This is a genomic window from Microbacterium sp. MYb62, from assembly GCF_002979475.1.
GTDB lineage: Bacteria > Actinomycetota > Actinomycetes > Actinomycetales > Microbacteriaceae > Microbacterium.
Genome location: NZ_PCOY01000036.1, coordinates 1 through 21,813, shown reverse-complemented (window position 1 = coordinate 21,813; position 21,813 = coordinate 1). Strand labels below are relative to the sequence as shown.

Sequence of the window (21,813 nt, the reverse complement as noted above, 5' to 3'; positions counted from 1 at the left end):
AGTCAACCCGGGACCACCGACATTCCCACCCGGAAAAACCCCGATCAACGTGATATTCCAGAACACGCGCCACGACCGCGAACACTCCACAAAACCATCCGCAAAACACTTCTCCACAACTGCCGAAGAAGCACGAGCCCGGGCCCGCCGCCACTTCCGCAGACCCACAGACTCTTGTCCATGCGTCCGAATCCCGCCGTCGTCACCCGGTCTCCGGAGACGACATCTCCATGCCCCTTCTTCACGTCCCGCATAGGGTGGACGGATGAGCCCGCTGGTGATCCGCGAAGCCCGCACCGAAGATGCCGAAGAGATCGCCGGCGTGCACGTCCGCTCCTGGCAGGCCGCCTACTCCGGGCTCATCGATCAATCCGTGCTCGACGGTCTCTCCGTCGACGAGCGAGCGCACGGCTGGCGGCGTATCTTCGCCGACCCGCTGCCGACCAGCCTCGGAACCGTCGTCGCCGTCCGCGACGAACGCGTGGTCGGCTGGGCTTCACTCGGTTCGGGCCGCGACCCCGACGGCCTGTCCGACGGAGAGGTGTATGGCATCTACGCCGATCCCTCAGTCTGGTCGACAGGCGCTGGCCACGCTCTTCTCGTCGCAGCCGAGCAGCGCATCGCCGACGCCGGCCACGACCGTGCCTACCTGTGGGTGCTCGACGGGAACGACCGCGCCGACGCCTTCTATGCCCGACACGGCTGGCTCGAAGACGGTGCCATCAAGATCGAGGAGCGCCCGCAGTTCACCCTGCGCGAGCACCGGCGCGTGAAGTCGCTGCTGCCCTGACCTCGTACGCCTGCTGACTCCTCGCGCACTCGACCTTCAGGTTTCGGCGTCCGATCGCCCCGCGTCAGTTCGCGTCCGATCGCCCCGCGTCAGTTCACGGCCGATCGCCCCGCGTCAGTTCGCGGCCGAACGCCCCGCGTCAGCTCGCGGCCGAGCGCCCCGCGTCACCCGCGACTGAAGGGCTGGCACCCACCGCACGGTCGAGCTGGGCCTCGAGCGCACGCCAGGCTCCGAGCTCGAAAGACAGGACGATGGCGATCGGCGAGATCACGACGGTGAGCAGGCACACCCACAACGGAAGTCCCACCGCCGCCAGCACGATCGCGAGCACGGGCAGCGCGAGGACGGCCGTCTGCAACGGGGAGTTCTTGGGGAACTCCGACACCAGCCAGGCGTGCAGTAGATACAAGGTGACCATGAAGACCAGCACCGGGATCGCGATCGACGAGATCGCCGTGAGAGTGCTCACGTGATAGTGGTCGTCGTACACGTAGCCGATGACGTGCAGCCCCGCGCCGACCGCGGCGATCGCGGCGAAGAGCAGGATATGCCCATATCCCCACACCAGCGCCTTGGATCGACGCACCGCCAGGATCGGCGCACTCGGCACCATGAAGTAGACCCACCAGAGAGCGAAGGCCATCACGATACCCAGACCGATCACCATGATCGAGGAGAACGACCACCCTTCTGCTTCGGTCACGGCCTGGGCCGCGGCCAGCGTGCCGAAGACGGTCTCCCCGAGGGCGATGATGGCCAGCAGCGAGTAGCGCTCGACGATGTGATGAGGATGCCATGGCGTCGCACCGCCGTGGCGAAGCCCCTTCGTCTCCGCGACGATCGGACTCGACCAGTCGATCACCGACACGAACAATGCTCCGAGAAGGAACCCCATCGGGTCGAGCGGGAGGAACAACAGGATCACCCAGCCCACCTGGGCGATCCCGATGACCAGCGCATAGGTCTTGGCGACCGCGAGATACTGCGGATTGCCGTGCGCGGCGCGCAGCCACTGCGCGATGACGGCCACCCGCATCACGACGTAGCCGGCGACCATCACCTCGTTCGCGACCGGCTGCCCCTGTTCGAGCGACGCGAACATCGGCGGAAGCCCGATCGCGAGCACGACCACGCCGGCCATCTGCACCATGGTGAGCACGCGGAACAGCCAGTCATCCGTGTCGAAAGCCGAGGCGAACCACGAGTAGTTGATCCATGCCCACACGATCGCGACCATGGCGAAACAGAAGCCGCCGATACCGGCGACGAAGTCTCCGTGGGCGATCGCCGACGCGAGTTCGTTGCCGGCGACCCCGAACGCGGCGACGAACGTCAGGTCGAACAGCAGCTCGAGCGGAGTGGCCGCACGATGCGCTTCGGTCGCATCACGACCGGTCATCCGTCGCAGTCCATGGCGGAAATAGGCAGGCGTCGACATGTGAACCCCCAGAGTCGTCGGACCACGATCGTAGACCGACGCCGCCATTGCCAGCACCCCCGCGATCCGTCGAGACCCACGCTCGCCTTCGAGACCCATCTGAAACCGGTCAGGCATCGTGGGTTTCGTCGCCGGGCGTAGGCCTCGTCGCCGGGCGTAGGCCTCGTCCGCCGGCCGCGGACCTCGACGCCGGCCGCGGACCTCGACGCCGCGCACGCCGCGCACGCCGCGCACGCGACGCACGCGACGCACGGCTTGGGCCTCGCCGCCCAGCGCGGGTCTGGCCGCCGGACGACGCCGCCTCCCTCAGCCGAGCGCGCTCATCACGTGCTTGATGCGGGTGTAGTCGTCGAAACCGTACTGCGAGAGGTCCTTGCCATAGCCGGAGTGCTTGAACCCGCCGTGGGGCATGTCCGACACGAAGGGGATGTGCGTGTTGATCCATACGCAGCCGAAGTCGAGATCGCGCGAGAAGCGCATCGCCCGCGCGTGATCGGTCGTCCACACCGACGCGGCCAGCGCATACGGCACATCATTCGCCATCTCCAGCGCCTCGTCGTCCTCCGAGAAGGTCTGCACTGTGAGCACCGGCCCGAAGATCTCACCCTGCACGACCTCGTCGTCCTGGTGCACGCCCGACACGATGGTGGGCTCCCAGAAGTAGCCCCGATCGCCCTGGCGACCCCCGCCGGTCTCGATCGTGGCGTGCGCGGGCAAGCGGTCGATGAAGCCCTGCACCTGCGCGAGCTGTGCGGCGCTGCTCAAAGGGCCGTAAAGCACCCCCTCCTCGCGCGGGCCGCCGGTGCGCGCGTGCGTCCGCGCCCTGGAGACCAGTGCGGCGACCAGCTCGTCGTGCTGCGACTCATGCACGAGCAGACGGGTGGCGGCGGTGCAGTCCTGTCCACCGTTGAAGAAGGCGCCGTTGACGATGCCGTCGACGGCCTTCTCCATCGACGCATCCGCGAACACGATCGCCGGCGCCTTGCCGCCGAGCTCCAGGTGCACGCGCTTGACGTCGTTCGCCGCCGAGCGCGCCACGGCCATGCCCGCCCGCACCGACCCCGTGATGGCCACCATCTGCGGCGTGGGGTGCTCCACCAGTGCGACTCCCGTGTCCCGGTCGCCGAGCACGACGTTGAGCGTGCCGGCGGGCGTGTGCAGCGCGACGATCTCGGCGAGCAGCAGGGTCGTGAGAGGCGTCGATTCCGCGGGCTTCAGCACGACCGTGTTCCCGGCGGCGAGCGCGGGGGCGATCTTCCACACCGCCATGTTCAGCGGGTAGTTCCACGGGGTCACCTGGCCGATCACGCCCACGGGCTCGCGCCGCACGAAGGAGGTGTGCCCGGCCAGGTACTCCCCCGCCGCCCGGCCTTCGAGGCTGCGGGCGGCGCCGGCGAAGAAGCGCAGCTGATCGACCGACTGCATGATCTCGTCGGCGACGAGGCTCGCGCGCGGCTTGCCCGTGTCCTGCGACTCGAGGTCGGCGAACTCCTCCGCCCGCGACTCCATCTCATCGGCGATGCGGAACAGTGCCAGCTGCCGGTCACCGGGCGTGGTGTCGCGCCAGATCGGGAAGGCGGCGGATGCGGCGGCATAGGCGGCGTCCACGTCGCCGACGCCCGAGACGGGGATGTCGCCGTAGGCTTCTTCGGTGACCGGGTCGATGAGCGGCATCCGCCCTGCCCCGCTCGCGGGCACGTAGCTGCCGCCGATGAAGTTCTGCAACGGCGCGGAGTTCTTCAGAAGGTGACTGGACATGGGGTCATGGTATCCGCATTGATACGGAATCTGAAGATCTGGCCAAAGGAAACAACGGAATCAGTTGCAAACCATCGGCTCGGCTGACAATATCGACGCATGAGTACGAAGCCGTCGCAGCCTGCCCTTGATGACATCTCGAAGCACATCGTCGAGCTGCTGCAGGAGGACGGACGCCGCCCCTACGCCGAGATCGCCCGCGAGGTCGGACTCAGCGAGGCCGCGGCCCGCCAGCGCGTGCAGCGGATGACCGAAGCCGGAATCATCCAGATCGTCGCGGTCACCGACCCCATGCAGCTCGGCTTCCACCGCATGTCGATGATCGGCATCCGCGTCTCGGGTGACCCGCGCGCCATCGCCGAAGAACTCACCGCGATCCCCGAACTGGCCTACGTCGTGGTCACGCTGGGCACGTTCGACATCCTCGTCGAAGCTGTGTGCGAGAACGACGAGCACCTGATCGACCTCATCGCGACGCGCATCCGCACCATCCCCGGCGTCGCGCACACCGAGAGCATGCTCTACGCCGGCCTCTACAAAGACCTCTACAACTGGGGCACGCGCTGACGCGCGCACCCCGGATCGCGCATCGCACACAACGGAGAGAACAATGGGCACCACCGTCTTCGAACGCCAGCAGCCGGCGCCGTCCGTCATCGACGACTCCCTCCGCGACACCACCCTGCGCGTCTTCTGGCTCGATGATGTCGATCGGCCGACGCACACCCGCCTGAACGGAACCGTCCGCGCCGACCTCGCCATCGTCGGCGGCGGATACGCCGGGTTGTGGACAGCGGTGCGCGCGAAGGAGCGCGACCCCGAACGCCGCATCGTCCTCCTGGAGGCCTCGCGGATCGCGTGGGCGGCATCCGGTCGCAACGGCGGCTTCTGCGAGTCGAGCCTCACCCACGGCCATGAGAACGGCGTGAACCGGTGGCCGGAGGAGATCGATCGTCTCGAGGAGCTGGGCCACGAGAATCTCGACGGCATCGCTGAGACGGTCGCGCGCTACGACATGGACGCGGAGTTCGAGCGCACGGGGCAGCTGGCCGTCGCCATCGAACCGCACCAGGTCGCGTGGTTCCGCGGCGAGCCCGGCTACCTCGACCGCGAGGCGGTGCAGGCCGAGGTGCATTCCGAGACCTTCCTCGCCGGAGACTGGGATCGCGACGGCTGCGCCCTGGTGCACCCCGCCAAGCTGGGCGTGGAGCTGGCGCGCGTGGCCGCCGATCTGGGAGTCGAGATCTACGAGCACAGCCTGGTGCGCGCGATCGAGGGCGACGGGTCCGGTCCGATCACCCTGGTCACCCCGAACGGCCGGGTGGTCGCGGATGCCGTGGCCCTCGGCACGAACGTCTTCCCCTCGCTCCTCAAGCGCAACCGCCTGATGACCGTGCCGGTGTACGACTACGTGCTGATGACCGAGCCGCTCACGAACGCGCAGCTGGCGTCGATCGGCTGGTCGAACCGGCAGGGTCTCGCCGACAGCGCGAACCAGTTCCACTACTACCGGCTCACGGGCGACAACCGCATCCTGTTCGGCGGTTATGACGCGGTCTACCACTTCGGCGGAAAGGTGCGCCCAGAGTACGAGGACCGCATCGAGAGCCACCGCAAGCTCGCCTCGCACTTCTTCACGACGTTCCCGCAGTTGGAGGGCCTGCGCTTCACGCACCGCTGGGCCGGGGCGATCGACTCGTCGAGCCGGTTCTGCGCGTTCTTCGGCACCGCCCGCAAGGGACGCGTGGCCTACGCGACCGGGTTCACCGGCCTCGGAGTGGGCGCTGCGCGCTTCGCGGCCGACGTCATGCTCGACAAGCTGTCCGGCGAGGAGACCGAACGCACCGAGTTGCGGATGGTGCGCGAGAAGCCCCTCCCCTTCCCGCCCGAACCCGCCGCGTCGATCGGCGTCAACCTGGTGCGCGCGGCGATGAACCAGGCCGACCACAACGAGGGCAAGCGCAACCTGTTCCTCAAAACGCTCGACGCCGTCGGTATGGGCTTCGACTCGTGACCGGTCTCGCTGCCGGGGCGGGAGTGGATGCCGGCACTCTGACCCTCGCACACGAGTCTCTCCCCGCGGATGAGGTGCTCGACGGCGCCCCGACGACCGCCGTGCACGAGCTGGCGACGCTCGGCGGGATCGAGGTCGGCATCTGGGAGATGACCCCGGGCACCGCGACCGACACCGAGGCCGACGAGGTGTTCGTCGTGCTGTCGGGCCGCGCCACGATCGCGTTCGCCTCGTCCGGCCTGCCCGACCTCGAGGTCGGGCCCGGCTCGGTGGTGCGCCTCGCCGAGGGCATGCGCACCACCTGGACCGTCACCGAGACGCTCCGCAAGATCTACGTGGCCTGACTGCGGAGCATCACCCCGGCACGTGCGACGCCGGGGTTCGTCGCCCTCCAGGCGTCTCCGCGTCGGCGCCCGAGACCTCAGCCCGAGGCCTCCGCCCGAGCCTCAGCCCGCGGCATCCGCCTTCCGCAGGAACCACACCGTGCGCTCCTGATCGCGCCGCAGCCACGGCAGGAACGCCCACCACAGCAGCAGCGCCACGGCCGCGCCACCGATCAGTCCGGCGCACGTGTCGGTGAACCAGTGCGCATTGATGAGCGTGCGCTGCCACACCATGCCCACCGCGAGAAGCACCCCGAGGACGATCCAGATCCGGCGCACCCAGACCGCGGATGCCGGGATCAGCGCGAGCACCGTGATGATGATCGCCGCCATGCTCACCGAGTGCCCGGACGGGAACGAGCCGTGGTCGACCTGCACGAGCGGACCGAAGAGTCCTGCGGCGGTGTCTTCGGCCGGACGTGGCCTGTCGACGAGGTTCTTCGTGAGCTGTGACAGAAGTCCGGGGCCGGCGAGCTGCACCGCGAGCACGAACAACGCGGAACGCCACCGCCCGATCAGCACCAGCACGAGCGGGAGCAGGATCATCATGAGCACCGCGCCGGGCACCTGCCCGAGGTGCTGGAACATCTGCGCCAGCACGAACCCGGGCACCGTCGATTCCGGCCCGACCCCGATGCCGCTGCGCCACAGATCGTCGAGGCCCTGCGACCAGGGGGCGTCCGGGGCGGCCAGCACTCCGATCGCGAGGACCACGAACACCGCGAGCAGCCCGAGCGCGGTCCACAGCATCCATCGTGGGCGGGGCATCGCTGCCGGTCGGGTAGCGTCCCCGACCGCGACAGCCGTCGTCACGACGACGTTCCGAGCAGCGGACGCACCGAGGCGTAGGCGTCGGCGACGTCACGCGTCGGCACGTCGTAGACCCGGGCGATGCCCTTCGCCCCCTGATGGCGCGGCCACCCGGGGTCACCACCGGCGATGAAGACCACCGCGGCGCCGTGCACCTCGTCGGCCAGCTCCTGCGGCGGGTTCGGGCCGGCGAGCGGCTCCATCGCCGGGCCATCGAGGCAGTCGAAGAAGAACGGCACGTCGAGGCAGTGCTCGGCGAAGCCGAAGTGTCCCGACGGCCACGAGAACCGGTACAGCCAGGTGGGCGCGTCACCGCGGTCGGCGACGATCTTCAACAGGGCCGACCGGAACATCCGGTCCGTGAGCAGCCGACCACCCACCCGCGCGTTGCCGAGCCCGGTGATGTCGGCGTTGGCCGCGAGATACTCCCGCCGCACGCTCTTCGGCAGACCGAGCTTGTTCAGCAGCAGCGACCTCGGCACCCAGCGCAGCTTCTTCTCGGAGCCGGCGAACACCATCGTGAACTCGTCATCCGTCGCACCGAGCACGAGCGGCTTGTCGGCGCCTACACCGGCCCTGAGCGCCTCGCGCGTCGAGCGCGGCAGCAGGTCGCCGTCGACGGCCGGTCCGAGCGGAAGACCGTCCTCGACGACGCTGCCGAGCGAATCGGGCCCGAGCTCTGTCGCCTTCTTCTGCAGCTCGAGGACGCGCTCCTCGGACAGCGACGAGAACCCGGCGACGGTCGGCTCGACCCCCGCGGCCGCAGCGAGTCCACGACCGAACGCCTCGGCACGCGCCGGGGCGACGTCGGCGAGCGCACCGGAGATCGCGTACACACCCTGGAACAGTTGCTGCGCCTTCTCCATGCCGAGCAGCGTCATCACCGCGCCTCCACCGGCGGACTGCCCGGCGATCGTGACCCGCGCCGGATCGCCACCGAACTCGGCGATGTTCTGCTGCACCCACTCGAGCGCGAGCAGCCAGTCGCGCACGCCGCGGTTCGAGGGCGCATCCTCGATCCAACCGAAGCCGTCGAAGCCGAGGCGGTACGACAGCGACACGGTCACGACGCCGTCGCGGTTGAAGTTGCGACCGTCATACCAGGAGCTCGCCGGAGAGCCCGCGAAGTACCCGCCACCGTGGATCCACACCAGCACCGGGAGGCCGGTCCCCTGCTCGGCACGGGTCGGGTCCGGGGTGAAGACGTTCACATTGAGCGTGGAGTCGCCCTCGATGCTCGGCTCGGGGATGAGCGTCACCCCCGGATCGCCGCGCTGCGCGGTGGCCGCGAAATCGAGCGCATCGCGCACACCCTCCCACGGCGCCTTCGGCACCGGGGCCTGGAAGCGCAGCTCGCCGATCGGCGCCTCCGCGAACGGGATGCCGAGGAACCCCGCCGACCGCGGATTCCCCCGCCCACCCGTGGTCGGGCGCCAGCGTCCGCGCACCCGTCCTGCGGCGGTGGCCACCTCGACGAAGTCGGCGGTCGTGTCGAAGTCGGTATCGGTCATCACAGCATTCTCCTGTCCCTGCGCGGTCATCAGCGCACTCCCTTGATCGGCGCGGTCGCGACGGCGGCGAGGATCACGAACACGATCGCGAAGACGAACAGCATCGCGTAGCCGCCGAGGGCCGTGATGATGACACCGCCGATCGCGGGGCTCAGCGCCTGCGGCACGTTGGTCGCGACGTTGAGGATGCCGAGATCCTTTCCTGCCGAGACGCCCTCGTTCGGCAGCACCTCCGTCATCAGCGCGGCATCCACCGACATGTACAGGCCGAAGCCGATGCCGTTGATGATGCTCATCAGGATCATGCCGGTCATGTTCGGCTGCAGCAACGGCATCGCGAGTCCCGCGACCATCACGACCGATGCCGCGTAGATGAACACCTTGCGGCGACCGACCCTGTCGCTCCACCAGCCCGAGAGCGCGATCGCGATCAGGGTCGGGACGAACGCCACGAGAGTCAGGGTGACGACGGCGCCCTGGGCTTCCGCGAGCGGCAGCCCGATGTAGTCGGTGAGCATGTAGAGCTGGTAGGCGCTGACGACGAAGTAGCCGAGGATCAGCAGGAATCGCGCGGCGAAGGCCCACGCAAAGTCGGGGTGACGGCGGGGGTCGATCCAGAAGCCCCGGAAGAATGCGCCCCAGCGGAACGCGTCCACGGCGGCCTCCTTCGACGACCAGTCCCGGTTCACGAGCGCGAACAGCAGTGCGGCCACGATCACGGCACCGCCGAAGACGGCGTAGCCGATGCCGATCTGGGCGGCGAAGGCGCCGGCGAGCATGATGCCGACCGTCATGCCGACCTGCGTGCCGAGCCCGATCATGGCGCTCGCTCCGCCGCGCTTCGAGCGGGGGAAGCGATCGGCGGTGATCGCGGTGAGCGGCGCCTGGAAGAAGTTCAGCGCCACCTGGATGATGACCCAGAACACCGTGATCCAGAGGATGTCACTCAGCGATCCCAAGCCGAACAGGAAGATGCCGCCGACGATCGCGCCGAGCACCATCCACGGCACACGGCGTCCGAAACGCGATCGTGTGCGGTCGCTCAACGCCCCGACGATCGGCTGCGCGAACAGCGTGAACACGAAGGAGATCGTGGTGACGATGGCGAGGTTGCCGACCTTGTTGGCCTCATCGATCATCAGCACCTGGCTTGGCAGGAGGATCGCGATGAGGCCGCCGTATGTGGCGAACAGGGTGAGCGAGGCGATCAGCAGGCTGGGCAGCAGCCGCCTGTTCGCCGGCGGGCTTGCGGCCGGCTCCCCCGCTGCGGGCGGGACGGACCGGATCGTGCCGGTCGGGGCGAGTTCGGCGGCGGGGTCGAGCGGGGACACGGACATGGTTGCTCCTCGTTGAGCGGGTTCAGGGTCAATACCAAATGCCGTTCGGTATTCATCGCACATCGTGACAGATCCGACACCACGCTCGCAAGCCATTCACGAACGTTGTTTGGTTTTTGTGATCTCGCCGTGACGGTTACCCTGGAGCGATGGCGACACGAGGGGCATACGCGAAGGGCGTCGCGAAGCGCGAGGAGATCCTCGAGGCCGCCCTCGCCGTCGTGGCCGAACACGGATACCGCAAGGCCTCAGTGCGTGAGATCGCGGATGCCGCCGGCCTCAGCCCCGCCGGGCTCCTGCACTACTTCGGCAGCAAGGAAGAGCTTTTCGTCGCGATCCTCCGCGCCAGAGACGACCGCGACGAGCAGCAGTACGCGGGCGAAGACGCCTCCGCCGCCTTCCTCGCGGTCATGCGCCACAACGCCTCGGTGCCCGGGCTCGTGCAGCTCTACGCCCAGCTCGCCGCCGAAGCGGGAGACCCCTCGCACCCCGCACACGCCTATTTCCGCGAGCGCACCGAACGGGTCGAGGCGCTCACCCGCGCCCAGGTCGCCGAGGATCAGAAGGCCGGGCGCCTCCGCGACGACGTCGACCCCGCCTGGGTCGTCCGCACCCTGCACGCCCTGGCCGACGGACTCCAGGCCGCATGGATGCTCGACCCCTCACTCGACATGGCGGCCGAGATCGAGCAGTTCCTCGTACTTCTGCGCCCGGCCTGACGGGGTCGAATCCATCGACCCGACCCCGCCGACCGGCGTCACCGCGTCGTGAAATCGAGACTGAGCTGACCGGTCCCCCCGCTCCTGCCCGGGAGATCGATCGACACGGCGCCGTCCGCCCCCTGCCGCCACCCGACGTCGACGCCCGCCATCGTGCACCTGGTCACCGTCAGCGCGGGGTCGAGCGGCACGACGAGAGAATGCGGCGACGTGTTCCCCCGATCGAGGTCGATGAGGTGCAACCGACCGTCGTGCGATGTGAGCCACCACGTCCGACCCGCCGCATCGAGGCTCTCCCGTCCGCCGTTGCCGCGGATCCACTCGCGCGGAACCGGACGGGTGCCGAAGATCGCGGCGCCGTTGGACTCGAGCCATGCCCCCACCCCCGCGAGGACACGTGCGTACGACGGCGGCATGGCTCCGTTTCGATCAGGGCCGATCCCGAGCAGCAGGTTGCCGCCGCGGGCGACCACGTGCACCAGCATGTCGACGATCTCCTCCGGCGTCTTGGCGTCGGTCTCGTCCTCCGTCGTGGCGCACCAGGTGTCCGAGAGGGTCACGCAGGATTCCCACGGCCAATCCAGACGAGACTCGGGAACCCGCTGCTCCGGAGTCCGATAGTCCTCCTGGGGCCCGTGTACCTCACGGTCGACCACGAGGATCCCCGGCTGCAGAGCGCGCGCACGCTCTGCCAGTTCCGGCATCCGGAGGTCTTCCTCGGGCGCATGCACCCACCCCGCGTCGAGCCAGAGCACATTGATGTCGCCGTAGTCCGTCAGCAGCTCATCGATCTGCGCGGCCGTGAACCTGCGGAACTCCTCCCAGCGGTTCGGATGCGCGGCGATGTCGTAGTTGTGGAACCGGTCGACGATCGACTCCTCGGGCGACCAATAGCCGGGGTGATGCCAGTCCGCCTTGGAGAAGTAGACGCCCGTCTCGAGCCCGGCATCGCGAAAGGCGTCGAACGTCTCACGGAGGGCGTCCCTGCCGAACGGCACGTCCGCCGCGGTGATCCGATAGTCGGACTGTGCGGTGTCGTACATCGAGAAGCCATCGTGATGCTTGCTGGTCACGATCACGTATCGCGCGCCGGCACCGGCGCTCGCCGTCGCCCATTCCTCGGCGTCGAACGACGACGGATCGAAGCTCCGCCGGGACTGGGCGTAGAACGCACTCCAGGCGTCCTCGTCGCCGTCGAACCAGTCCGGCAGCAGCATCGACGCTTCGTCATTCGTGCGGCACAGGGTCCAGCTGCCGTCGAATCCGAGGCCGGTGTACAGACCCCAATGGATGATGATCCCGAACTTGTGATCTCGCCACCGCTCGAGAGCGGCCGCGCTGAGCGGGTCGCGCGGCGGAGAATACCCGGGGTCGGGGCGCTCCTCGACGATCCCTGCGGCCTTCGGCTGCAGGAGAATCGGCGCTTCGCGGGCGTCAGACATGATCGTGCTCCTTATCGGGAGTTTCGTGGGGCGAGATCGTCGGTCAGCGGATCCCGGAGAACCCACTGGACACGAACGGGGGCGTCATCGGGCTCGATCGCGAGGTCGACCACGTCATGTGCAGCGTCCAGACGCAACCAGCGCCACGCGTCTGCCAGCTGGTGATCCATCCGATGCACCGTGCGCCACACTCCGGTCTCCCCGCGGGCGCGCACGCGGATGCCACGGCAGGCGTCCAGCGTTCGCTGCACCTCCGGCAGCCACTTGCCCCCTTCCGCCTTTCGCCCGGCAGGCAGGTGCGGCAGAAGGCGCACAGCGCGAACGGCATCCCTCGTGCGGACGACGATCCGCGCGCCCTCGACGACGGCGTCCATCCGACCATCACGCCGTGTCGCGTCGAAGGCATCGGCCACAGCCACCGGAGTGCGGCGCGCGAAGTCGCCCCATGCCCGCTCGGCGAAGAGCGGCAGGGCGTGCTCCATGTACCAGCTGAAGTAGTCGTCGGCCTGCTCCTCGGCCCAGTCCGCCCAGACGCACAACTGCTCGCCGGCGACGTGCGGAACCCGCACGCTCAGGAGCTCCTCGCCGGACACGGCGACGTAGTTCACGCCGGCGAGATTTCCCGGAGCCGTGCGCGGCGTCACATAGTGAGTCTTCTCCGGAGACGCGATCACCCGATACCCGGCATCCGTGATCGCCACGATATCGGCGATGTCGTCATCCCAGGCGGTGACCGAGAGCCGGTGATCGAGTACCACCGCGCGGTCCTCGCCGAAGAAGCCCGGCCAGCTCCACACCTCGATGCTGCGTCCCGCGTCGAGATGCGCGGCCGCGAGCTCGTTCATGAAATCCGTGACCACATCGGCGGGAGAAGCGGCGCGTCCGGAGACGCGGCCGATTCGCGCCGCCTCGGCGCACAGTTCCGCGGCAAGGCCCAGTTCCGCATCGGAGAACCACTCGTCTCCCCCGAGATGGTGCGCATCCGCATGCACCTGCTCCACGAACGCGGCGACGAGCGCGTGCAGAAACGCGCGGTTGTCCGTGTCGAGGAAGTCGACCAACCAGCCGTCCGTCTTCCATCCCACCCAGCGTGCGCCGTCGTCGAGGATCTCATGCCCGAAGCGCAGTTCCGGCATAGCCTGGATCAGGGCCGTGGCATGAGCGGGCAGGTTGATCCCGGCGGTCACCCGGATGCTGCGCTCTCGGGCATAGGCGATCAGGTCGTTCAGTTCCTGTACCTCGTACGCATCGTCCGAGGCGAGCACGGCGAAGCGCTCACCCGCGAGCCTCACCCGAAAGCCGTTCCAGTCGGTGAGCTGCAGTTGCAGCCGGTTGAGACCGCGCCATGCCATCTCGTCGACGAGCGAGTACAGCGTCGTGAGACTCCAGTATCGTCGCCCGAGATCGAGGCAGATGCCGCGGACAGCAAGGCGCGGCGCGTCCTCGATGCGCATCTCGGGCAGCCCTCCCCCCTCAGCGGCCCTCACCGCTCGGAGCAGCAGCTGCACCCCGTAGAGCACACCGGCGCCGTCGCCGCCGCGGACCGTGATCCCCGCGTGCGTGACATCGAGTACGGAGCAGTCCCGACCGAGACTCTGATCGACGTCGATCGACAGCCGAACCGGCGCGGGGTGCTCCGCCGTCACCGAGCCACACGAGAACGACCCTCCGCGCACCCTCCAGGCATCGCCTCCGGAGCGATCGTCGAGGTCGAAGCCGCCGCGGATGTCCACGGCGCCGTTCCTCCGCTCGACGCTCTTCGGATGCGGAGCGAATCCCGCCATCAGAACTTCACTCCGCCCTCTTCGACGCCACGGAAGAAGTGACGCTGGCAGGCCAGGAAGATGATGACCACCGGCACCAGCGCGATCACCGCTCCCGCGAGGATGACGCGGACATCGAAACCGAAGCTGCTGTTCAACGTCGCGAGGCCCAGCGTGAGCGTGAAGTTCTCGTTCGACTGCAGGGCGATGAGCGGCCAGAGCAGATCGTCCCACGCACCGATGAAGGACATCAGGACGACGATCACCAGGGCACCGCGCGCCGCCGGCAGGAAGATCGAGAAGAATCGACGGAACTCGCCGGCACCGTCGATGTACGCGGCCTCCTCGAGCGCGTCCGGGACGGCCATGAACGCGGACCGCAGGATGAGCACGTTGAACACGCTCACGAATCCGGGAAGCCAGACGCCCAGGATCGTGTCGAGCAGGCCGAGCATCTGCACCTGCGTGTACAGCGAGAGCATGATCGATTCGAACGGGAAGATCATCGCCGACAGCACGAGGACCGTGATCAGCCAGCGCCCCCGCCAGCCGGGACGGCTGAGCATGTAGCCGCCCATCGTCGCGAAGATCAGCTGGCTCGTGATCGCCAGGCCGGCGTACGTCAGGCTGTTGCCGATGTACCCGAGCACGGGGATGTCCTGGAAGAGCTTCTCGTAGGCGAACAGCGACCAGTCCTGCGGGAGCACGGTCGCGTTCGCGCCGAAGATGTCCTCTCCCGGCGCCTTGAACGAGGTCAGGATCGGCCAGACGATCGGGGCGAGCGAGACGAACAGCACCAGCACCATCAGCACGTACCGCAATGCCGCGGCCCTCGCACGGTGCGTGTTGATCTGCGGCTTCGACCGCCGCCCGAGCATGACGAGCGTCTCCGTCTGCGTGGTCATGCCGCCACCTCATCCTTCCGGCGGCGCTGACTCGCCACGATGAACCCGAGCGTCAGCAGGAACAGCAGCACACTCGCCGCCGATCCGAGGCCGAGGTTGCCGTCGACACTCAGCCCGACCTCGCGGATGAAGAACGGCAGGGTGGCGTTGCGTCCCCCGATGCCACCGCCTGCTCCCCCGAGGATGAACACCTCGGTGAAGACACGGAGCGATCCGATCGCCGACAGCACCCCGACGAGCACCATCATGGGCCGCACGCCGGGAAGCGTCACGTGCCAGAATCTCCGGAATGCGGAGGCGCCGTCGATCTCGGCGGCATCGTAGAGGCTCTTGTCGACGTTGCCGAGCGCGGCGATGTACAGGATCATGTAGAACCCCAGCCCCTTCCACACCGTGAGGGCGACCGAGCAGAACAGCAGCAGCCAGCGGTCCGTGAGGAACGGAAGCGCCTCCTGCACCCAGCCGAGTCCGAGGAGCATGGTGTTGATCGGGCCGTCTGCGCGAAGCAGGAACTGCCATGCGAGCGCCACGACCACGGTCGATGCGACCGCCGGGATGTAGAACGCCGAACGGAAGAAGCCGATCAACGGCAGCTTGGTCGACACGAGCACGCCCAGCAGCAGCGGCAGCACGACGATCAGCGGGACCGCGAGGATCATGTAGAGGACGCTGTTGAGGGTCGCATTCCAGAACGCGGAGTTCTGCAGGAGCTGCGCGTAATTGTCGAGTCCGACGAAGTTCACCGCTCCGCCCAGCGGACGGGCGTCGGTGAACGACAGCCCGACCGTCTGGGCGAACGGCACATAGTGGAACCAGACGACACCGATGAGCATCGGCGTGCACCACACCAGCGGGGTCCACCAGCGGCGATAGCGAGCGACTCCGGTCGCGCCGAAGCGGCGACGGGCCTTCGGGCGCGGAAGATCTGTCATGCTGCGCTCCTTTCCCATCGAGGCGACCGTCCCTACTTCGATGCGAGTTGCTGATTGCCCGCGTCCTGCGCGGCCTGGAGGGCCTCTTCCGGGGAGATCTCGCCGATGGTGGCGAGCTGCAGCTGCTTGGTGGTCTCCGCCGTCACCGCCGCACCGAAGTGGATCATCGCGGGACTGAACGCGGCATCGAGAGCGTCCTCCGCTGCGACCGCACGAGCCTGCGAGAGCGGATCGCCGTCGGCCGTCGCCGAGAAGAACGGATCCTTCAGCGCTTCCGTGCTCGAGGGGAAGACGACCACACCCGGGTCCTTCGCCCAGGCGAGCTGATTCGCGTCGTTCGTGAGGAACGCGGCGAAGGCCACGGCCGCCTCCGGGTTCTCGGTCGTGTTCGGAACGGCGATGTACTGGCCAACGAAGGGCGTCTTCCCGGTGCTCTGCGGCGCAGAGGCGACGCCGGTGACGGGGTAGATCGACGGGGCGTTGTCGCGCAGATAACGAAGGAAGGAGGCATTGCGCGTGCCGAACACGACCTGGCCGGCGGAGTACGCCTCCGTCGGGTCGGGGGAGCCTGCGACGCTGTCCGGGGCGATCGCACCTGCGGCGTAGGCGTCGGCGAGCCCCTGCACGTAGGCGATGGCCTGGGGATCATCGGCGAACGTGAACTCCGTGTGATCGTCGTTCATCATCTCGACGCCCGCCGCCTGCCAGTCGGTGAGGAAGTCCCAGGCGACGTTTCCGTTGAGCGCGTAGAACTCGCCGTCGGCTTCCTCGCCGATCGTCTGCGCGACATCGAAGAACTCTTCGCTGGTGGTCGGCGGATTCTCCGGGTCGAGCCCGGCCTTCTCCAGGAGCTCCTTGTTGTACGTGAGCACGGACGGAGACCAGTACCAGGGAAGAGCAGGGTGCTGCGCGCCTTCGTCGAACGCGATCGAATCCCAGACCGACTCCACGTACACGCTCCCGACGTCAGGGGCCTTCGCACTGAAGTCGATGAGCTGGTCGGCCTCGTTGAGACCCGTCACGGCGGTGATGTTGAGGTTCACGACATCGGGCAGGTCGCACGCGCGCGCCTGTGCGAGCGTGCGGGACTCGAAGTCCTGATCACCCGGGTCGTCGATCCACGTGACCGTCACCTCGGGGTTCTGCTCCTCGAACTCCGCGATCAGTGGTTCGAAGAAGCCGCTGAAGTCCTTCTTGAGATTCGTCGTCTGGAAGGTGATCTCTCCCGACGGTTCCCCGGTGAGCGGCTCGCTTCCACGCGATTCCGGCTGCACATCGCATCCGGAGTCGTTCTTGACACCGGACGACGCCTCCGATGTGGAGCATGCGGTGAGAGCCATGACCACGATCGCTGTGCTGGCTACGGCGGCGACGCGCGCCGATCCTCTATTCATCATCGAACTTTTCCTTTCGGGCGCACCTGACGCCTGCATGGGAGGGTGTAAATCGAGTGCGCCGGTCTCAGGGGCGCGTGTCTGTGCGATATCCGGCAGCCTCGAGCACCGAGGTTCGCAGCCGGTTGCGCATCGAGGCCATCGCTCCTGTGCGGACCGGGGCCTCGGTGACCTGGGAGGCGACGACCGGCGGGAGCGGGACGAGCAACGGCGAGTACATGTCGTGCAGGCGCTCGACGACCATCTCCGTGAGGACGGAGCCCCCGGCCAGACCGAAGTCGCCTCCGAGCACGACGACTGCGGGGTCGAGCACGGCGAGCAGCATGGAGGCGGCGACGGCGACGCGGTTCGCGTACTCCTCGATGATCGCCGCGCTGACAGGATCGTCCGCCGACCCGAATGCCTCGACGATGACCGCGACCGCGTCCGCACCGTCGAGACCATGGGACCGGGCCAGTTCGAGGATGGCATCGCCGCCCAGGATCTGGTGCAGGCTGACGGCGGCGGCGATACCCTCGCCTGCCGCGATGCCGGGGACCACGACCGCGTAGCCGAGCTCCCCCGCGAGGCCGTTGCGTCCGCTGACGACCTGCCCATCGCGGACGATGCCGGCGGCGATACCGGTTCCGAGCGCCACGTAGACGAAGTCGTCCTCCTCCCGGCATCGCCCGACCGCGCGTTCCGCGATGGCCCGAAGGTTCACCTCGTTCTCGAGTTCTATCGACCCGCCGAGCACGGTGCCCAGATCGGCCGGCAGGTTCCTCTTCCAGTGCGGCACTTCCCAGGACAGCGGCCGCCCGGTCTCCCGGTGCACTCCACCCGAGGTCGCGACGATCGTCGACGTGCACTGCTGCGGGTCCACACCGGCGAGCGCGCACGCGTCCCGGACAGCGCGCAGGAGCGCTGCCGGACCGACCTCGCGCTGCCCCTCGTCGTGCGTGTGCACGGCGAGGGTGTTCCCCGCCATGTCCTCGATCTCCACGGAGACGGAATGACGGTGCAGCTCGATACCGACTCCATAGGCCACGGACGCGATCGGCGCGTAGAGTGCAGCCTTCGGGCCCGGGGCGCCCGTCTCCTTCTTGCCCGCCTGCTCGATCAGGCCGAGTGCCTGCAGCCGCTCCGTGATGTCGAGGACGGTGATCTTCGTGATCCCGCATCGTTCAGCGATCTCCGCCCGGGTGAGCGGGCCCTGGGCGCAGAGCTCCTCGAACACGAGCGTGTCATGCAGGACCCGTGTGAGGCTGCGGCTGTCGTACTCCGGCATCGTCGTCGATTCCTTCGGGGTGCTTCGCGAGGGGGTTAATAGATTGGTTGCTTACCAATTTGCTACCCGGACCGAAGAATGTCAACCCTTGTTCGCAGGATTCCGACCTGCGGGACAGGAATCGGGATGCGCGGCGGGACCAGACAGGCCCGCGGTGACCGCGGCGCCGGCGTCACGTTCCCCCCGGACGCGGCCGACTCAGCCGGGAGTCGTCACCTCGGCGTGGGGCATCCGCGCCTTCATGATCCTGACCGCCTCAGGGTTGTCGTCGACGAGCACGGCGTCGCGTCCGAGCGCCGAGGCGACGGCACCGGTCGTGCCACTGCCGGCGAACAGGTCGAGCACACGATCCCCTGGCCGACTCGAGGCCGTCACGATGCGCCGAAGGATCCCCTCGGGCTTCTGCGTGGGGTAGCCGGTCTTCTCACGCCCGGTCGTCGGCACGATCGTGTGCCACCAGACGTCGGTCGGAAGCTTGCCGCGCGCGGCCTTCTCGGCCGTGACCAGCCCCGGCGCCATGTAGGGCTCGCGGTCGACCTCGTCGGAGTTGAAGACGTACTCCCGCGGGTTCTTCACGTAGACCAGGATCGTGTCGTGCTTGGTGGGCCAGCGGCTGCGCGACTTGGCGCCGTAATCGTACGCCCAGATCAGCTCGTTGAGGAAGCAGTCGCGCCCGAACACCGCGTCGAGCATGACCTTCGCGTAGTGCGCCTCCCGGTAGTCGAGGTGCAGATACAGCGTGCCGTCGTCGGCGAGCAGCCGCCAGGCCTCTTCGAGCCGCGGCATCAGGAAGGCGCCGTAGTCGTCGAAGCGGTCGTCGTAGGCGCGCAGCATCCCGCGCACCCGTTCGTACGCGTGGCCGTGGAACCCGTGCCGCACCTCGGTCTCCGGCTCGGTCGCCGCCGGCTTCGGCGCAGGGCTCAGGGCGACCGGGGCCGCGGCCCCCGGTTCCGCACCCCCCGTTTCGGCGGCCGGCGCGCCCAGATCGGACGCGTCCTCCTGGGGCGCGAACATCCGCCGTGCGGTGACCACCTGTCGCTCCTGCGTGCGGCCGGTGTTGAACGGCGGATCGAGATACACGAGCGTGAAGGAGCCCGACGGCAGGGTCGCCGCGACCCGGAGGTTGTCCCCCTCGACGATCGTCACCGCACCCGGCGCCAGCGTCGGAGAATCGCGCTCGCCTCGGTCGGATTCGGTCGATTCGGCCGAGGAAGCGGCATTCCCCCGCGTTTCGGATTCGTCTTCGACGGCCGTCACGGCACCCGATGCAGCCATGCCTCGGTGGCGAACTTCGACTCCACGAGCGCCTCCGCGTCGGCGTACTCGTCGACCGAGATCGACCCGGTCTCGGCGTCGGTCAGCGAACGGAAGGTGGCCTTGAAGCGCTCGATGATCTCGGCGCGCTCGAGTCCGGTCTGACTGCGCAGCGGGTCGACGCGCTTCGCCGCAGACGCCGTGCCCTTGTCACTCAGCTTCTCTCGACCGATGCGCAGCACCTCGGTCATCATCTGACCGTCGATGTCGTACGACAGGGTCGCGTGGTGCAGCACACCCCCGTTGGCGAGGCGCTTCTGCGCGGCGCCGCCGATCTTGCCGGTCGGGCTCGCGATGTCGTTGAGCGGCTGGTAGACCGCGTCGATGCCGAGCGAGCGCAGCGCCTGCAGCACCCAGTCGTCGAGGAAGGCGTAGGAGTCGGCGAAGGTCATTCCCGCGACCAGGGATGCCGGCACGTAGAGAGAGTAGGTAATGATCTGCCCCGCGGCCATGAGCATCGCCCCGCCACCGGAGATGCGGCGGACGACGTCGAACCCGTGCTTCGCCGCACCTTCGGGGTCGACCTCGTTGCGATACGACTGGAACGAGCCGATCACGACGGCGGACTCGTTCCACTCCCAGATGCGCAGGGTCGGGCGGCGACGCCCTTCGCCCACACGGGCGGTGAGCACCTCGTCGAGGGCCAGGTTCATCCGCGGCGAGACGGCCTTCTCGTGCACGATCTCCCAGTCGAAGTCGCGCCATCCTGGCGCGGTCACGAGCGCGCGGCGCACCGCGGTGCCGACGGCCTCCGGCGTGAAGCCGAGCAGCTGGGCGCCGTCCGGCAGCGCGCCGCGGACGGCCGCAGCGATCGCGGTCGAATCCGACTCGACGGGCAGCCCGTTCACCGCCGCGTTGATGTCGTCCAGCGCCGAGTCGGGCTCGAGGAAGAAGTCTCCGGCGAGACGGAAGCGGGCGATCCGATCGTCCTCGACCTCGAGATCGACGACGACGAGCTTTCCCCCTGGGACCTTGTATTCACCGTGCACGGTTCCAGCTTAAGGCGCGCGGCCCCCGATCCGGCGGGTCAGCCGCCCAGCACCACCACGCGCTCGCCGGCACGGATCGGCGTCGAGTACCGGTTGCCGAGAGGCGGGAGCGGGCACACGAACTGGTCCGAGAAGGCGCACGGCGGCAGGTAGGCGCGGTTGAAGTCGATCACCGCCGTGCCGTCGGCGGCCGGCTCGTCCACCGGCAGGAACCGGAAGCGATAAGTCTCGAGCCCGTTCGTCCCGTCGGCGAACACGGCGCTCAGCGCTCCCTGGCCGTTCCTGGTCACGGTCAGCGTCTGCGCCGCCCCGGCCAGCTCGAACCGCAGCCGCCCGGCGACCGGCGTCTCCCGCGCATCGCCGTCGACTGATGTGATCACGATCTGCTCATCCGGTGTCTGCTCGAACACGGCCGGCAGCCGCCAGCGCTCGTCGGGGGCGTATGCGTCTATCGCCGTGAACCACTCGCGCTGCGGACGTGCCGGGTTCAGCACGCGCAGCGCGAGCGTGCCGTGGCGCTCGAACACGCGCAGCTCGCGACGCCCGAGACGGATGCTCTCCCCACCGCGCAGCGTCACGGTGGAGCCCGCCTGTCCGAGCTCGCTGCCGCGGATGGCCCCGTCGCCGGTGAGGGCCCAGAGCCCCGGAATGCCGTCGACGGCCGCCGCCTCGGTGATGAGCCAGTTCGTCGACTCCAACGCCGACGGACCGTACTCCGAGCCCGCGTAGCGCTCGCGTGACGCGTGCCAGTCCTGCCAGTCCTTCACGAAGCTCATCGGAGCGGTCCCTCCCGTGCGAGGGCACCGCATCGCGGGGCTCTCCTCGCTCATGCGCGGAATATTGCCCTGAATCTACGGCGACCCCGCGGCCGGCGAGGCGGTCGCGTCACACGCCTTCACCGCGCGTAACGCCGCGTCATACCCGCGCCGTCAGGGAACATCTCGCGCCGACACCCACGCCTCGTCGAGACCCACGCCCGCGTGCGGGCGCCGCGATGGGTATGGGCGACGACCGTGGGTCTCGGCCACGGATGGCGGGGAGGGAGAC

At 68.4% G+C, this 21,813-nt stretch carries 19 protein-coding genes; 5 read left to right on the top strand and 14 right to left on the bottom strand.

The genetic code is table 11. The annotated features are described in order from the left end of the window. Positions 1-265: 265 nt before the first annotated feature. Complete coding sequence (locus CQ042_RS19680; protein ID WP_105672135.1) at positions 266-790, top strand: GNAT family N-acetyltransferase; 525 nt, start codon at positions 266-268, stop codon at positions 788-790. A gap of 139 nt (positions 791-929) precedes the next feature. Here CQ042_RS19680 and CQ042_RS19675 read toward each other — a convergent pair whose 3' ends face one another. Together CQ042_RS19675 and CQ042_RS19670 are read right to left on the bottom strand one after the other, a co-directional pair. Further along, positions 930-2,189 carry a low temperature requirement protein A gene (locus CQ042_RS19675; RefSeq protein WP_105672134.1) on the bottom strand — a complete coding sequence of 420 codons (1,260 nt, stop codon included), beginning with the start codon at positions 2,187-2,189 and terminating at the stop codon, positions 930-932. Positions 2,190-2,534: 345 nt separating this feature from the next. Further along, positions 2,535-3,986, bottom strand: coding sequence for a gamma-aminobutyraldehyde dehydrogenase (locus tag CQ042_RS19670; protein ID WP_105672133.1), 1,452 nt, complete (start codon positions 3,984-3,986; stop codon positions 2,535-2,537). A gap of 99 nt (positions 3,987-4,085) precedes the next feature. Here CQ042_RS19670 and CQ042_RS19665 point away from each other — a divergent pair, with 99 nt between their 5' ends. The 3 genes from CQ042_RS19665 to CQ042_RS19655 are packed head-to-tail and all read left to right on the top strand — an operon-like array spanning position 4,086 to position 6,344. Continuing rightward, a complete protein-coding gene (locus tag CQ042_RS19665) occupies positions 4,086-4,553 on the top strand; it encodes an Lrp/AsnC family transcriptional regulator (protein ID WP_105672132.1) in 468 nt (155 codons plus the stop codon). Between the two features lie 43 nt (positions 4,554-4,596). Further along, positions 4,597-6,000, top strand: a complete 1,404-nt coding sequence (locus tag CQ042_RS19660; protein ID WP_105672131.1) for an FAD-binding oxidoreductase — start codon at positions 4,597-4,599, stop codon at positions 5,998-6,000. Next, positions 5,997-6,344: a cupin domain-containing protein gene (locus tag CQ042_RS19655; protein ID WP_105672130.1), complete on the top strand. Its 348-nt coding sequence runs from the start codon at positions 5,997-5,999 to the stop codon at positions 6,342-6,344. Before CQ042_RS19660 ends, CQ042_RS19655 begins: the two co-directional genes overlap by 4 nt. Positions 6,345-6,446: 102 nt before the next feature. Here CQ042_RS19655 and CQ042_RS19650 read toward each other — a convergent pair whose 3' ends face one another. Genes CQ042_RS19650 through CQ042_RS19640 form a run of 3 tightly spaced genes read right to left on the bottom strand, consistent with a single transcriptional unit; the run spans position 6,447 to position 10,041 of the window. Further along, complete coding sequence (locus CQ042_RS19650; RefSeq protein WP_146115439.1) at positions 6,447-7,151, bottom strand: phosphatase PAP2 family protein; 705 nt, start codon at positions 7,149-7,151, stop codon at positions 6,447-6,449. Positions 7,152-7,192: 41 nt separating this feature from the next. Further along, positions 7,193-8,704 carry a carboxylesterase/lipase family protein gene (locus tag CQ042_RS19645; protein WP_105672137.1) on the bottom strand — a complete coding sequence of 504 codons (1,512 nt, stop codon included), beginning with the start codon at positions 8,702-8,704 and terminating at the stop codon, positions 7,193-7,195. A 29-nt stretch (positions 8,705-8,733) separates the two neighbouring features. After that, positions 8,734-10,041 carry an MFS transporter gene (locus tag CQ042_RS19640; RefSeq protein ID WP_105672128.1) on the bottom strand — a complete coding sequence of 436 codons (1,308 nt, stop codon included), beginning with the start codon at positions 10,039-10,041 and terminating at the stop codon, positions 8,734-8,736. Between the two features lie 149 nt (positions 10,042-10,190). Here CQ042_RS19640 and CQ042_RS19635 point away from each other — a divergent pair, with 149 nt between their 5' ends. Continuing rightward, positions 10,191-10,760, top strand: a complete 570-nt coding sequence (locus CQ042_RS19635; RefSeq protein WP_105672127.1) for a TetR/AcrR family transcriptional regulator — start codon at positions 10,191-10,193, stop codon at positions 10,758-10,760. Between the two features lie 38 nt (positions 10,761-10,798). Here the strand turns inward: CQ042_RS19635 and CQ042_RS19630 are convergent, their stop codons facing one another. From CQ042_RS19630 to CQ042_RS19590, 9 genes are all read right to left on the bottom strand, one after another. Further along, positions 10,799-12,202, bottom strand: coding sequence for an alpha-L-fucosidase (locus CQ042_RS19630; RefSeq protein ID WP_105672126.1), 1,404 nt, complete (start codon positions 12,200-12,202; stop codon positions 10,799-10,801). A gap of 11 nt (positions 12,203-12,213) precedes the next feature. Then, positions 12,214-13,986 carry a family 20 glycosylhydrolase gene (locus CQ042_RS19625; protein WP_105672125.1) on the bottom strand — a complete coding sequence of 591 codons (1,773 nt, stop codon included), beginning with the start codon at positions 13,984-13,986 and terminating at the stop codon, positions 12,214-12,216. After that, positions 13,986-14,870: a carbohydrate ABC transporter permease gene (locus tag CQ042_RS19620; protein ID WP_105672124.1), complete on the bottom strand. Its 885-nt coding sequence runs from the start codon at positions 14,868-14,870 to the stop codon at positions 13,986-13,988. Before CQ042_RS19620 ends, CQ042_RS19625 begins: the two co-directional genes overlap by 1 nt. Beyond that, positions 14,867-15,802: a carbohydrate ABC transporter permease gene (locus CQ042_RS19615; RefSeq protein WP_105672123.1), complete on the bottom strand. Its 936-nt coding sequence runs from the start codon at positions 15,800-15,802 to the stop codon at positions 14,867-14,869. The genes CQ042_RS19620 and CQ042_RS19615 overlap by 4 nt, the downstream gene beginning before the upstream one ends. A 32-nt stretch (positions 15,803-15,834) precedes the next feature. Beyond that, positions 15,835-17,199 (bottom strand): extracellular solute-binding protein, encoded by a 1,365-nt coding sequence (locus CQ042_RS19610; RefSeq protein WP_181157649.1) that lies wholly within the window; start codon positions 17,197-17,199, stop codon positions 15,835-15,837. A gap of 64 nt (positions 17,200-17,263) precedes the next feature. Then, positions 17,264-18,463, bottom strand: coding sequence for an ROK family transcriptional regulator (locus CQ042_RS19605; protein WP_105672121.1), 1,200 nt, complete (start codon positions 18,461-18,463; stop codon positions 17,264-17,266). 198 nt (positions 18,464-18,661) lie between these two features. Continuing rightward, positions 18,662-19,738: a site-specific DNA-methyltransferase gene (locus tag CQ042_RS19600; protein ID WP_258132367.1), complete on the bottom strand. Its 1,077-nt coding sequence runs from the start codon at positions 19,736-19,738 to the stop codon at positions 18,662-18,664. Further along, positions 19,717-20,766 carry a biotin/lipoate A/B protein ligase family protein gene (locus CQ042_RS19595; RefSeq protein WP_105672120.1) on the bottom strand — a complete coding sequence of 350 codons (1,050 nt, stop codon included), beginning with the start codon at positions 20,764-20,766 and terminating at the stop codon, positions 19,717-19,719. Before CQ042_RS19595 ends, CQ042_RS19600 begins: the two co-directional genes overlap by 22 nt. A 38-nt stretch (positions 20,767-20,804) precedes the next feature. After that, positions 20,805-21,596 (bottom strand): DUF1684 domain-containing protein, encoded by a 792-nt coding sequence (locus CQ042_RS19590; RefSeq protein ID WP_258132366.1) that lies wholly within the window; start codon positions 21,594-21,596, stop codon positions 20,805-20,807. Between the last annotated feature and the right edge of the window lie 217 nt (positions 21,597-21,813).

Coding starts and splice junctions, on each gene's coding strand:
- CQ042_RS19680 (WP_105672135.1), top strand. CDS start 266: ATGAGCCCGCTGGTGATCCGCGAAGCCCGCACCGAAGATGCCGAAGAG.
- CQ042_RS19675 (WP_105672134.1), bottom strand. CDS start 2,189: ATGACCGGTCGTGATGCGACCGAAGCGCATCGTGCGGCCACTCCGCTC.
- CQ042_RS19670 (WP_105672133.1), bottom strand. CDS start 3,986: ATGTCCAGTCACCTTCTGAAGAACTCCGCGCCGTTGCAGAACTTCATC.
- CQ042_RS19665 (WP_105672132.1), top strand. CDS start 4,086: ATGAGTACGAAGCCGTCGCAGCCTGCCCTTGATGACATCTCGAAGCAC.
- CQ042_RS19660 (WP_105672131.1), top strand. CDS start 4,597: ATGGGCACCACCGTCTTCGAACGCCAGCAGCCGGCGCCGTCCGTCATC.
- CQ042_RS19650 (WP_146115439.1), bottom strand. CDS start 7,151: ATGCCCCGCCCACGATGGATGCTGTGGACCGCGCTCGGGCTGCTCGCG.
- CQ042_RS19645 (WP_105672137.1), bottom strand. CDS start 8,704: ATGACCGATACCGACTTCGACACGACCGCCGACTTCGTCGAGGTGGCC.
- CQ042_RS19640 (WP_105672128.1), bottom strand. CDS start 10,041: ATGTCCGTGTCCCCGCTCGACCCCGCCGCCGAACTCGCCCCGACCGGC.
- CQ042_RS19635 (WP_105672127.1), top strand. CDS start 10,191: ATGGCGACACGAGGGGCATACGCGAAGGGCGTCGCGAAGCGCGAGGAG.
- CQ042_RS19630 (WP_105672126.1), bottom strand. CDS start 12,202: ATGTCTGACGCCCGCGAAGCGCCGATTCTCCTGCAGCCGAAGGCCGCA.
- CQ042_RS19625 (WP_105672125.1), bottom strand. CDS start 13,986: ATGGCGGGATTCGCTCCGCATCCGAAGAGCGTCGAGCGGAGGAACGGC.
- CQ042_RS19620 (WP_105672124.1), bottom strand. CDS start 14,870: ATGACCACGCAGACGGAGACGCTCGTCATGCTCGGGCGGCGGTCGAAG.
- CQ042_RS19615 (WP_105672123.1), bottom strand. CDS start 15,802: ATGACAGATCTTCCGCGCCCGAAGGCCCGTCGCCGCTTCGGCGCGACC.
- CQ042_RS19610 (WP_181157649.1), bottom strand. CDS start 17,199: ATGATGAATAGAGGATCGGCGCGCGTCGCCGCCGTAGCCAGCACAGCG.
- CQ042_RS19605 (WP_105672121.1), bottom strand. CDS start 18,463: ATGCCGGAGTACGACAGCCGCAGCCTCACACGGGTCCTGCATGACACG.
- CQ042_RS19600 (WP_258132367.1), bottom strand. CDS start 19,738: ATGGCTGCATCGGGTGCCGTGACGGCCGTCGAAGACGAATCCGAAACG.
- CQ042_RS19590 (WP_258132366.1), bottom strand. CDS start 21,596: ATGAGCGAGGAGAGCCCCGCGATGCGGTGCCCTCGCACGGGAGGGACC.